General features: G+C 40.1%; 9 protein-coding genes. 5 read left to right on the top strand and 4 right to left on the bottom strand.

Features of this window, described 5'->3' with window-relative positions:
- The first annotated feature begins 145 nt into the window (after window positions 1-145).
- The 5 genes from OHT75_RS13085 (at window position 146) to OHT75_RS13065 (ending at window position 7,283) form a co-directional block, all read left to right on the top strand.
- Window positions 146-2,512 (top strand): phosphoketolase family protein, encoded by a 2,367-nt coding sequence (locus tag OHT75_RS13085; protein ID WP_264727308.1) that lies wholly within the window; start codon window positions 146-148, stop codon window positions 2,510-2,512.
- Between the two features lie 378 nt (window positions 2,513-2,890).
- Window positions 2,891-4,000, top strand: a complete 1,110-nt coding sequence (locus OHT75_RS13080) for an OmpA family protein (RefSeq protein WP_264727306.1) — start codon at window positions 2,891-2,893, stop codon at window positions 3,998-4,000.
- A gap of 293 nt (window positions 4,001-4,293) precedes the next feature.
- Complete coding sequence (gene tal / locus OHT75_RS13075) at window positions 4,294-5,247, top strand: transaldolase (RefSeq protein WP_264727304.1); 954 nt, start codon at window positions 4,294-4,296, stop codon at window positions 5,245-5,247.
- A gap of 17 nt (window positions 5,248-5,264) precedes the next feature.
- Window positions 5,265-6,899: a glucose-6-phosphate isomerase gene (gene pgi / locus OHT75_RS13070; RefSeq protein ID WP_264727302.1), complete on the top strand. Its 1,635-nt coding sequence runs from the start codon at window positions 5,265-5,267 to the stop codon at window positions 6,897-6,899.
- A gap of 198 nt (window positions 6,900-7,097) precedes the next feature.
- A complete protein-coding gene (locus tag OHT75_RS13065) occupies window positions 7,098-7,283 on the top strand; it encodes a DUF3545 family protein (protein WP_188841272.1) in 186 nt (61 codons plus the stop codon).
- 174 nt (window positions 7,284-7,457) lie between these two features.
- On the opposite strand, the gene OHT75_RS13060 is transcribed toward OHT75_RS13065, so the two are convergent.
- The 4 genes from OHT75_RS13060 to thrA form a co-directional block, all read right to left on the bottom strand.
- A complete protein-coding gene (locus OHT75_RS13060) occupies window positions 7,458-8,009 on the bottom strand; it encodes a hemerythrin domain-containing protein (RefSeq protein WP_264727299.1) in 552 nt (183 codons plus the stop codon).
- A gap of 203 nt (window positions 8,010-8,212) precedes the next feature.
- Window positions 8,213-9,496: a threonine synthase gene (thrC, locus tag OHT75_RS13055; RefSeq protein ID WP_264727297.1), complete on the bottom strand. Its 1,284-nt coding sequence runs from the start codon at window positions 9,494-9,496 to the stop codon at window positions 8,213-8,215.
- 35 nt (window positions 9,497-9,531) lie between these two features.
- Window positions 9,532-10,482, bottom strand: a complete 951-nt coding sequence (thrB, locus tag OHT75_RS13050; RefSeq protein ID WP_264727295.1) for a homoserine kinase — start codon at window positions 10,480-10,482, stop codon at window positions 9,532-9,534.
- Window positions 10,482-12,950 (bottom strand): bifunctional aspartate kinase/homoserine dehydrogenase I, encoded by a 2,469-nt coding sequence (gene thrA / locus OHT75_RS13045; RefSeq protein ID WP_264727293.1) that lies wholly within the window; start codon window positions 12,948-12,950, stop codon window positions 10,482-10,484. The genes thrB and thrA overlap by 1 nt, the downstream gene beginning before the upstream one ends.
- Between the last annotated feature and the right edge of the window lie 679 nt (window positions 12,951-13,629).

Genomic DNA, 13,629 nt, shown 5'->3' with positions numbered 1-13,629 from the left:
ACACTTCAAAAACAACATTGGTTATTTTTCACCCTACCTGATTAGCAAAAGTTTGAACCACCACACATTATTAACCACAAAATAAGAATACAGTGTTCTTAAATTAAGACTAAGTATTTTGTATTTCACGATGTATGAGGCCACTATGACAACTGCTAATGAAATTATTGCTCTGAAAAAGTATGTGAGAGCGACCAACTTTCTTGCCACTTCACAAATTTATCTAAAGCAAAACGTATTGTACAAACGCAAGCTTGAGCATACCGATATTAAGCCAAGATTATTAGGTCACTGGGGAACATGCCCAGGTATCAATTTTGTTTATGCCAATGTAAACCGTCTTATCGTTAAACATAACCGTGAATTCATTTATCTTGTTGGCCCAGGCCATGGTTTCCCTGCTGTGCAAGCTAACTTATTTATGGAAGGTTCATTAAGCCATTTCTACCCTGAGACAATTCCTTTAACAGAAACGGGTATCGAAGATATCTGTAAAAAATTCTCAGCAGCTTACGGTTACCCATCGCACGCTAATCCAGAAGCACCGGGGCAAATTTTAGAAGGTGGTGAGCTAGGTTATTCATTATCCGTTGCCTGGGGCTCTGTTCTTGATAACCCTAATCTTATTGCAACCTGTTTAATCGGTGACGGTGAAGCAGAAACAGGACCACTGGCAGCATCTTGGTATGCTAACCGGTTAGTGTCTCCAGCCAATAATGGTGCGGTATTACCTATCGTGCACATCAATGGCTATAAAATTTCAGGTCCTACTCGCATGGGTCGAATGAGTCATGAAGAACTTGATTTAGAATTCCGTGGTCTGGGTTACCATCCAATTATTGTTGATGATGAACTTGACACTGACATCTACGAACAGATGACAGCAGCAATGGATTTATCATATGACATGATCACCGATATTCAGCGCCGTGCTCGTTCTGGCGAAGATGTGGTTAAGCCACGTTGGCCGGTCATTTTGATGAGAACAGCCAAAGGTTGGACCGGCACATCAGAATACGCAGGTAAGAAGCTCGAAGGGAACTGCGAATCGCATCAAGTTATCGTCAACAACTGTGCTACCGACAAAGGCCATTTAGAGGCGCTTGATCAATGGCTAGCAAGCTATAAGTTTGATGAATTAGTGCAAACAACTGCATCTGGTGAACTCATATTTGATAAAGATATTTTATCCCTTATCCCACCAAAAGATTTATGTTGTGGCCGTCAACGTCTTAGCTACGGCGGTGAAGTGGTCCGTGCATTAGCCAATCCTGATCTGGCTAAACTGGGCTATGGTCCTGAAACACCTCGCGGTCAACGTGGTTACTCTATGTTGAAAATGGGCCAATGGATGCGTGATGCCTTCAAACTGAACCGTGATCAACGTAATCTACGCATTTTTAGCCCTGATGAAACCTATTCAAACCAATTACAAGCTGTGTTTGAAGAAACCGATCGTGCCTGGCAATGGCCTATTGAAAGTTGGGACGAAGATATGTCTCGTGATGGACGAGTGATCGAATTGCTATCTGAAAACTTACTTTTCGGTATGTTACACGGTTACACTGTAACAGGTCGTCATGGCATGTTCCCAACTTATGAGGCTTTCTCTCAAGTTGTGTCATCAATGGCTGACCAATATTGTAAATATGTACATGCTAGTCAAGACATACATTTCCGTAAGCCTATTCCTGCGTGTAACGTAGTATTATCTTCACTGCTGGAACGTCAAGATCACAATGGCTACTCCCATCAGAATCCGTCATTCTTGGGGGCAATGTTAGAAAAACATCCAAATATTATTTCTGCTTATTTACCTGCAGATGCCAACAGCACGCTAGTTTATACAGAACGCGCCTTTAGCGATCGTGATAAATTAAACATTATCGTTGCAGGTAAAAAATCACTGCCACAATGGTTATCATTGGAAGAAGCACGTAAGCAGGCTAAAGATGGCATTATGGTGTGGGATTTTGCATCTGATGAAAACCCAGACGTGGTTCTTGCTGGTTGTGGTGATTATGCCACTCAAGAGTGTATGGCTTCACTGGTGTTGATCCGTGAAATCCTACCTAGAGTTCGAATCCGCTTTGTGAGTGTGTCAGAACTTCATAGCAGCGGTCTAGGTAGTCTTAAATTCCAGAGCAAGCCTTGGATGATGGATGAAATCTTTACTGAAGATAAAGGCGTAGTATTTAACTACCATGGCTATCCAAACACTATCAAAAAGCTAGTATTTGATTATAAAGGTAACCGTCGTTTCCGTATTAAAGGTTATGAAGAAGAAGGTTCAACCACAACACCATTCGATATGGGCGTACGAAACGGAACTTCTCGTTATCATTTAGTCATTGATATGGCCTACAAGTTGTTCCAGCAAGGCGTGATTGACGAAACCCAACATGTGCGTATTACGACTGATATGCTGCAGCGATTGGTTGATCACAAGAACTACATCAAAGCCAATGGTGTTGACCCAGAAGAAATCGAAAACTGGATATGGACTCGATAAGCATTGGATTGTGCGTTAATTAAAGCGCAGCTAAATAATGCACCATAAGATAGAAATGCGTCCCATGGGCGCATTTTTATTTGGGTTCATTTAATAGAAAAATATTCACCCGCAAATCATTAACAATTTATAAACATAACCTCCATTTATACACCCAAATGTAAAATATTTTGATGGTGTCAATACTCTATTTCTAAGTTTATTTTGGCATTAAACATAAATTAATCATTTTTACTATGGCAAATCACTCAATTAGCAACGATAATTACGCCGCTGGCTAAAACATAACGGATTCACCTCTCAAGTGTCAGCTGCACATGTTTACAACAAACTCAAAACATGTGTGTTGGTGAAGTAAAAATAACAATGGACTTATAAATGATGAAGAACACATTAAAAGTAGTATTACTCACCTCTATGTTACCTTTTGCAGCATCTGCAGCAGAAGGAATGACTCCTTGGTATGTTGGTGGCGGTTTAGGCGTAAACAACTACGAGCCAAACTGTGACCAAAAAACCATGAAAGTATGTGGCGAAGATGATCCGTATGCATGGGATGTTTTCGGCGGTTACTTATTCAATGATTATTTCGGTGTGGAATTAGGTTACCGAGACCTAGGCCGTGCAGAATGGACTGACTACAGCAACAAGTTAAATGATGTTGGTGCTCGTGGCATGAATTTAGGTTTAGTTGCATTTTACCCATTTGCTGACAAATGGTCTTTATCAGCAGAAGCTGGTGCAATGAACTACCTAATCTCTAACAAAAAACAATGGAACACTGAATACTACAGCGACAGTGGTGTTGCACCATATGTTGGCGCTGGTATCGGTTACAACTTCACTGACAACTTAAAGTTAGCGGCTAAATACCGTCGTTATGAAAACTTAGACGAAGAAAAGTGGAACACACTTTCAATGGAAAGCAACTACTGGGGTCTTGAATTAAGCTACCGCTTTGGTTCAGCCGCTCCTACAGCCGTTGCTGCTCCTGTTGTTGCTGTAGCTGCTGATGTTGATTCAGACAACGACGGTGTTGTTGATCGTTTAGACAAATGCCCTAACACACCAAGCGACCACAAAGTTGATGCAACTGGTTGTACTGTATATGAAATGGCAACAACTAAGCATGACTTAGGTGGCCTTTTATTTGCTAACAACTCTGCTGTGATCAATCAATCTTCATATGCTGATATCGAAAAATTAGCAAACTACATGAAGAAAAATCCAGAACACACAGTGATCATTGAAGGTCATGCTTCAAATGTTGGTAAACCAGCATACAATATGACACTTTCTGAGCGTCGTGCTAACTCTGTTGCACAGGTTTTAGAAAACAAATATGGTATTAGCAGCAACCGCATCAAGTCTGTTGGTTATGGTATCACTAAGCCTATCGCTCAAGGCAACACTCCTGAAGCGCATAAGCAAAACCGTCGTATCGAAGCTATCGTTACCGGTACTGAAAAGCGCGCTGTACTAAAATAATTTAGTCTTAAACGCTAAAGTTAACAGCCGCTGATATCAGCGGCTTTTTTGTTTTATGAACAATCTAAAACATCATAAACTGTTGCTTTTAACCTAATTAGCTTACAAGTTTTTTAATAGCAATTATTCCCTTCGTAATCAGATACGGAATTAAACAACAATAAAAATTCAATTTTAAGTATAAAGTCGTATTATTTCGTAATTTTTTTACAAAACAAGTTGGAATAAAGGGTAAAATCGCTTCTAATAAAGGGATTGAAACATTCATTTTGCTTATCGAGAGGAAACGTTACATGGCCAACGCACTCACTCAACTCAAATCATTTACCACAATTGTTGCAGATACAGGTGACATTGAGGCAATCAAACGTTATCAACCAGAGGATGCTACCACTAATCCATCATTGATTTTGAAAGCCGCACAAATTCCTGAGTATGCCTCTTTAATCGATAATGCAGTTACTTGGGCAAAAAGCCAAAGTAACGATCAAGCTCAACAAATTGAAGATGCCGGTGATAAACTTGCGGTTAATATTGGCGTTGAGATCCTAAAACTTGTCCCTGGTCGCATTTCTACTGAAGTAGATGCGCGTCTTTCTTTCGACAAGCAAGGTTCTATTAATAAAGCACATAAACTTATCAAACTTTATAAAGAAGCAGGCATTGATAAATCACGCATTTTAATCAAACTAGCCTCTACCTGGGAAGGCATCTGCGCAGCTAAAGAGCTAGAACAAGAAGGAATAAACTGTAACCTCACCTTACTTTTTAGTTTTGCTCAAGCAAGAGCCTGTGCTGAAGCTGGTGTTTATCTTATTTCTCCTTTCGTAGGCCGTATCCTTGACTGGTACAAAAAAGATACCGGCAATGATTACACCGCAGACACAGATCCTGGCGTTATTTCTGTTACTGAAATTTATAATTACTACAAACAACACGGCTATAACACGGTAGTGATGGGAGCAAGCTTCCGTAATATCGGTGAAATTATTGAATTAGCAGGATGCGATCGCTTGACGATTGGACCCGCTCTATTAGAAGAGTTAGCCAATACAGATGCCGTTGTGACAGAAAAACTTAAAGCAGTCTCGGCATCATCAACCGCCCCTTCTGCGCTAACAGAAGCCGAATTCCGTTGGGCATTCAACGAAGATCCAATGGCAGTTGATAAATTAGCCGAAGGGATCAGAAACTTTGCAATTGACCAAGGTAAACTTGAGGTCATGCTAAAAGAGAAATTAAGCTAAACAAGGACTGTAAATTAATGACTCAATTAACACAATCAGCCACATGGCAACAATTAGCCACTCATACCACGGCATTACCGCACATGCGTGAGTTATTTGAAAACAATGATCAACGCTTTAATGCAATGCACTTAAAGAGTTGTGGCCTATTGCTAGATTATTCTAAAAACCGTGTAAATGAAGAGACATTGGCATTACTGTTCAAACTTGCCAATGAAGCACAGTTAACCGATAAAATTACCGGTATGTTCTCAGGTGATATAATTAATAACACCGAGCAACGCGCTGTATTACATACCGCTCTTCGCAGCAAAGCTTCACAAACCATCAAAGCTGAGGGACAAAATATTGTTCCTGAAGTACAACAAACCTTGGCTAAAATGGCAGAGTTTGTCGAACAAGTTCAAAGCGGGCAATGGACTGGCTACACAGGCAAAGCCATCACTGATATCGTCAGTATAGGTATTGGTGGATCGTTTCTTGGACCGAAAATTGTCACCCAAGCTTTGCGACCTTACTGGAAAGACTTAAACTGCCATTTTGTGGCCAATGTTGACGCAACGTCAATTTGCGAGAAATTAAAAGGATTAAACGCAGAAACAACGCTATTTGTGATGTCGTCAAAATCCTTTGGGACCCAAGAAACACTAACAAATACACTCAGTGCCAAAGAGTGGTTTTTAGCTCAAGGTGCATCACAACAAGACGTCGCAAAGCACTTTGTTGCGGTAACATCTAATGTGACCAAAGCGACTGAATTTGGTATGGATGCAAACAACATATTCCCGATGTGGGATTGGGTTGGAGGACGTTATTCTCTCTGGTCGGCTATTGGATTACCGATTGCGCTAGTTATTGGTATGGATAACTTTAAAGCGCTGTTATCTGGTGCCTTTGACATGGACCAACATTTTCAGCAAGCCCCATTAGAACAAAACATGCCTGTGATTATGGGAATGCTATCTGTGTTATATAGCAATTTTCATGGTGCCCAATCCCATGTGATTTTAACTTACGATCACTACTTACGAGGTTTACCGGCTTATTTCCAACAACTGGATATGGAAAGTAATGGTAAGTCTGTCACCTTAAATGGCACAGCAGTAGATTACAGTACGGGCCCTGTTATTTGGGGGGGAGAAGGTACCAATGGTCAGCATGCTTATCATCAGCTATTACACCAAGGTACAGCATTGATACCTGCAGACTTTATTATGCCGCTACAAAGCCATAATCCGCTTGGCGAACACCATAATCAGCTGGCTTCAAATTGCTTCGGTCAAACCCAAGCGTTAATGCAAGGTCGTACCTACGAAGAAGCATTAGCCGAAATGAGTTCAAGTAAGCTTGATGATACCCAAAAGCAGCTTATCGCTAAACATAAAGTGATGGCTGGCAACAAACCTAGTAATACTTTATTGATGGATAAGCTAACTCCACAAACCTTAGGCGCATTAATTGCGTTGTATGAACACAGAACATTTGTTCAAGGTGTCATTTGGCAAATCAATTCATTTGACCAATGGGGTGTTGAATTAGGAAAAGTACTCGGAAATGATGTACTCGACCGAATAGGTGCCGATCATGATGCGCAAGCGTTAGATTGTTCCAGTAATTCTTTAATCAATTTGTATCGTCAAGGACAGATTTAATCACTCAAATAGCCAGCATTAGCTGGCTTTTTATTAGTTTGAATCCGATAACTTCAGCATAGAATTCTAAAAGGCCGTTTAATTTATTCATCAAAGATTAACCCAGCATTAACATTAATGAAACATAACTATTGCACCCTATGATGGAAATATGTTATTTATCTGCATAGAGACATCATAATAACAAGGGAGGTTACCATGGATCGTTTAGACTATGGTGGTGCGTTAGATGAAGTTGTTGAAAGACCAAGCCGTACAAAAAGTTCCAACAAAAAACGTAAATGGCGCGAGATTGAAGCAATTAAAGATAAGCAGCGCTTACTGAAAGAGTTACAAGATATAGATGACTCTTTCGAATTTGATGCAAATACTTTAGTATTATAAATATTAGTTCAACTGAATATTTATTCATTTATGTTTAAATGTAAAAGAGCACTCTAGGGTGCTCTTTTTGATCTCTTAATGATTAATACCTGTGTTGTTTGCTGATTGAGTTTTGTTCGAAGCGAATAAATTCAATATCAAAACTTAAGCTATTAGTGAATCACTCTAACTGGGCTATAGCTTCATTTTTCTCTCAACATTCGCAATATAGGCACGAAGATCATCAAAAATTGCATTATCATTTTCGCTAAATAATGGATCGTCGACTAATTTTTTATTACAGAGCTGTTCCACTTTGTGCCAATCGTCATCATTTAATGATTTGGCAAATAAAGGAAATATTTCTTGTTCCTCATACTGCATGTGTTCAACTTGTAATTTAATATAATTAGCTAAATCATTAATTAACTTCTCTCTTGAAATCACGATATCTGAAAGAATCATATTTAAACTGTACATTAAAGAGCCTGATACCTGCGCAAGTTTGTCATGCTCATTACGCAGCTGTTCACTATTAGGCACTGACATTTTTTTTACATAATAGTGATAGGTAATATCTTCTAATGGATGATGGCTATGTTCGGCATAGCCTTGCATATACTCAACAATGTCTCTTACAAGATTAAAGTTTACTGGCTCACCTTCAATTAATCGGCTATTTTTATTGTTGAGTATGTCCAATAATATGGCTATATGTTGGTGATCTCGCTTTAATCGCTTAAGCATAGTCTTCTCCGTCATGTAAACCTCACTAGTCTATATTTTAGTCAATACTCAGGGTATTTCCCAATCTACCCTATTGATAAATATTCGTTATGACCAAGATCATGTTCTAGAAAAAAACTCACAATTATCTCAAATAAAAAAACACTCAATAATTGAGTGTTTTTATACTAAACCAATGATTAATTGAGTTTATATCGCAATGACTAACGTAGGGTTGCAAACAAATGAGACTTTAACTGACTGAAATCAGCATCCAACCCAACTGATAGAATTGGCTTATTAGCTACCGCTTTGAGCTCAGGAGGTAGCGGCAAGTCAACTTTTAGCTCACGATCAACCACATCTTTAAATTTAGCAGGGTGCGCGGTTCCTAAAAAAATACCGTATTCATCTTTAGTTAACAATTGGCGTAAACCTTGAGCAGCAATGGCAGCATGTGGTTCAGATTGATAACCTAATTGATATAGGTTTTTAAGCGCTTCTGAGGTTTGTAATTCATTCAACGCTAAGCCTGTAATATCAGATAAGGGCCAGCCCATTTGCTGACAAATCGCTTCTACTCTAGGCCAATTACTTGGTTCTGACACGTCCATTGCATTAGACATAGTTGCAACTGTATCGTGCGGAGCCCAATCGCCATTGACTAAATAACGAGGCACAGTATCGTTGCTGTTGGTCGCGGCAATAAAACGCTTGATCGGTAACCCCATCGCTTTGGCAAACAAACCGGCGGTTAAATTACCAAAGTTTCCACTTGGTACCGATACCACAAAGTTTTCATGGCCAGCTTTTTTCGCCTGTGCAATCGCTTCGAAGTAATAACAAATCTGCGCTAACAATCGGCTAATGTTGATTGAATTTGCCGAATTTAATGCTAATCCTTCACGCACTTCCTCGTCATCAAATGCCTGTTTAACAAGATGCTGACAGGCATCAAAATCAGCATTAACCGCCACTGTATGAATATTTTTACCTAAGGTGGTGAACATCTTTTCCTGCAGTTCACTGATTTTACCCTTAGGGTACATCACAACCACTTGCACTTTCTCCAGCCCATAAAAAGCATCAGCAACTGCCGCGCCAGTGTCACCCGATGTGGCGGTTAAAATGGTTAATCCTTTATCGCCAGATAATAAATTAACGCATTGGGCCATAAAGCGGGCACCAAAGTCTTTAAAAGCTAAGGTAGGGCCATGAAATAACTCTAAGCAGCTACGGTGGTAATCCACCTCTGCTAGTGGCGCTGCAAAGGTAAATGCGTTATCCACTAATACATCGACGTTATCTTGTCCTAATTCATCAGCAAGCCATGCGCCGAGTACCTTTTTACTGCGCTCGGCAAAAGGCATTGCTAACAATTCATCGATGTTGCTTAACACTGGAATTGATTTAGGGAAAAACAGTCCTCTATCTTTGCCTAATCCTAACTGCACAGCTTGACTAAAATTAACTTCCTGAGAAGGATGTTTTAAATTATATAATTCCATTACCACTACCTATAAAATTGAAAACTATTTATTATCTAAATGCGGCGAGTACCTTGTTCATCTAATTGACATACATGGGCAAAACCACCTTGCTCTGTCACATAATGTTGTTCTAACCACGCTTTCGCCTGCTGAGCTTTTTCTAATGAGTCCGTTACGCTAAATAATGTTGGTCCGCTACCTGATATCCCAGTTGTAAGCATACCTTGCTGTTGCAGTGCCTCTCGGGCCGCTAGGTAGCCAGGAATCGCAGCCGCGCGATAAGGCTCAGCTAATACATCTTTAAGCACTTCAATTGCCATATCAGCATCTTGCTGGTAACTGGCATGCACAAATGCGCTCAAGTACCGACCAAACTCTATCGCCACAGCTTTATCGTATTGTGCGGGTAATAAGGCCCGCATTTTTGCCGTGGACAATGAAATACCAGGATAAGCCACCACCCAATACCATTGCTTAAAACTTGGAATTGGCGCACACACCTTGTTCGCGGTGTTAAGCATCAGTTGCATACCGCCTAAGAAACATGGCGCCACGTTATCATAATGAATACTGCCAGATATCTGCCCTTCAAACTCACCCATTAATAACAATAATGCTTGTTGATCAAATGGCTGTTTAAAATGTTCATTTAACGCATATAGTGCAGCAACAACAGAGCTAGCACTCGAACCTAAGCCGCTGCCTACCGGTAAGTTTTTTTCTAATATTAATTTCACGCCATCGGTGCGCTGTAATTTTTCAAGAAAAAATACTGCGCACTGATAAACGATGTTTTCAGTCAAATTAGTTGGAAGTTTATGTGCCCAAGTTCCAACTTGTTCAAACTCAACACCGGCGTCAAGGGCGCTTATGGTGACACGGTCACCCAATAAACTTCCATCAATGGGGGCTAGCGCCGCGCCTAACAAATCAAAACCCACGCCAACGTTTCCCATTGAGGCTGGAGCATAGACAGTGATTGCAGCTTGATTACTTTTATTCATTACAGCCCTACCTCACGAGTCCAATTCAGTGTTCTCAATACATCAGCAAAGACTCCGGCAGCCGTTACATCAGTTCCTGCACCATAACCGCGTAAAACAAAAGGTATAGGCTGATAGTAACGACTATAAAATGCAAGGGCATTCTCGCCACCTTTTACACTGTATAACGGATCGCTTGCTTCGACTTCTATAATGCGAACATGACACTTACCTTCATCGATTTGGCCCACATAGCGCAACACTTTGCCCTGCGCTTTTGCCTTTGATACACGATCTAAAACTTGCGCATCCAAACTCGGTAATTTAGCCATAAATGAGTCAACATCACCGCTATCATCGAAATCAGTAGGTAATACTGATTCGATATTGATATCGCTTAACTCTAAGGATAAGCCAACTTCACGAGCTAAGATAAGCACTTTACGAGCAACATCCATTCCGCTTAAATCATCACGTGGATCGGGTTCGGTAAAACATTTTTCACGCGCTATTGATGTCGCTTGCGATAAACTCATACCCTCATCCAGCATACCGAAAATATATGATAATGAACCCGATAAAATACCGTTAAATTTATGCAGTTTATCACCCGCACATAAAAGCTTTTTCAAATTATCAATCACGGGGAGCCCTGCTCCCACAGTGGTTTCATATAAAAATTGCCGACGTTGCTCTAAACTTACTTGGCGTAAAGATTGATAAAACGCATAATCACGTGTGTTTGCCTTTTTATTAGGGGTAACCACATGAAAACCGGCATTCATTACATCTAAATAGCGGTCAGATACTGCTTCGCTTGAGGTACAATCGACCAACACAGGATTGAGCAGTTGCTGCTGTTGACCAAACTCAAGTAAATCATTTAAATCATATTTTTGAGCATTATCACTCATTAACCCTTGCCAATTGGATAAATCAACTCCATTACTATCAAGCAGCATCTGACGCGAGTTAGCAATACCACAAACCCGAATACTAATATGTTGTTCTTTGAGCATGTCATTCTGTTGCTTTATTTGCTCAAGTAACCCAGCCCCAACATTCCCCGCGCCAACCAAAAACACATCAACATATTGCTGAACATCGAAAAAAGCTTGATGACAAGCACCTATAGCATGCTTGGTTTTTCCCTGCTGAATAACCGTTGAAATTGAGCGCTCTGAAGACCCCTGTGCAATCGCTACGATATTAACGCTTGCTTTGGCCAGCGCACTGAAAAACTTCGCCGCTACACCTTTGTGAGTTTTCATACCGTCGCCAATTAAAGACACAATCGCTAACCCTTTACGTAACTCAATAGGCTCTAATAGTTCAGACTTTATTTCTAACTCAAACTCTTGCTCTAACGACCATTTTGCTTTAGCGGCTTCATTGGTTGCGACACAAAAACTAATGCTGTACTCAGATGAGCTTTGTGTAATAAGGGATACCGAAATACCGCTACGTGAAATCGCAGCCAATGTTCGACTGGCCATCCCAACCATGCCTTTCATACCAGGGCCTGATACGTTAAACATGGTTTGATCATCAAGATTTGAAATGGCCTTCACTTGCAGCCCCGTTTTATCCGCATCGTTAGACACTAATGTCCCAGGTGCTGATGGGTTGAAGCTGTTTTTGATGTAGCAAGGAATATGATATTGAGCGATCGGAGCAATCGTTTTAGGATGCAACACTTTTGCCCCAAAATAAGAAAGCTCCATCGCTTCTTGATAGCTCAGTTGTGACAATAACTTCGCATCGGTCACCACTCTAGGGTCGGTATTATAAACGCCATCAACATCTGTCCAAATTTCACAGCTTGAGGCATCTAAACATGCAGCCAATACCGCGGCAGAATAATCAGAACCATTGCGACCTAAGGTGACGACTTTTCCATGGGCATCGGCAGCAGTAAAACCAGGCATAACCCAAACTCTGTAATCATTTAACGGCAATACAGAGAAACGTGGCTTACTGACATTAATATCCACAACCGATTCTAAAGGCTGCCCATGTGCAAGGAATAACGACACAGGATCTAATTGAGCGGAAGTAATGCCTTTGGCAAGCATGACTTGTTCCATTAATGCAGCGGATAAGCGTTCACCAGATACAACTATTGCTGCGCGCACTGAATCAGGGCACTCCCCCAATAAGCAAATCCCTTCTAGCTTATGTTTCCATTGCAGCATTTGATCATTTAATTTTTCTTGAAGTAATGCCTGCTGGGCCGGCGATAACAACGCTTCACTTGCTTGCGCATATAAGGTATTAAAAACAGTATCGATGTGCTTAACAACAGCCTGATATGATTTCCCCTCCACGGCTAAATCTACCATCTCTAACAATGCATTAGTAATGGTTGCTGGCGCTGAAAGCACTGTTGCTACAGGTTCTAACTTAGAAGACTCAGCAATAATATCCGCCGCCATTAAAAAACGCGGCCAATTTGCTAAAGATGTACCACCAAATTTCATTACTTTCATATCGTCTTCTCCAGTCAAATACATGACATCAATGCAAAATTATTAATAAAAAAGCCCGCGTCCTTTGTAGGGAGGCGGGCTGTTTATTGAATTCTTTTAGGATGTGTCAGCCCGCCCCCACTATGGTAATAGTGGTAGTTGTAATAGTTGTAATAACAACGTGCTTAAATGCTGACATCTCGCTCACTTTCTTATTCAGGTTATATAGCTTGATACGTAATCTGACTAGGTTACGTCGCTCCCTTTTGACTAATGCTTACAGAATTGCTTTTTTAGCACCATATTGTCAACCCCGCTTAGCGATTTATTTACATATTAACTAACATTTAAATTGATTTATTTAAGATTACATATTTCATAATCTGAAACATCAATACAATTAGCAATAAAATCAATTAAAGTCCGCATTTACGCTAACGTTAACGCAAATAACATAAAATTTAAAATATTCATATTTTTCATAAGCTAAAATAAAAACGGTTTGATAAGCATAGTTAATTCCTTATTTATGCGACATCAAAATTGCTCCTGAAAACTTAACGCCTTATCTTTTTCGAAAAACAATGTTCAAGATCAAAATAATTAAAATTTACAGCATCTAATCAATAGAAATTTAGCAAAACCTGATGTAAATCATCGCAGCAAAAAAGAAATAAATGTATTATGCGCCAATATCAGC

The organism is Shewanella subflava (assembly GCF_025971955.1).
In the GTDB taxonomy this organism is placed as follows: Bacteria; Pseudomonadota; Gammaproteobacteria; order Enterobacterales; family Shewanellaceae; genus Shewanella; species Shewanella subflava.
The sequence above is the reverse complement of the archived record's forward strand: the minus strand, read 5'-3'. Positions and strand labels throughout refer to the sequence as shown.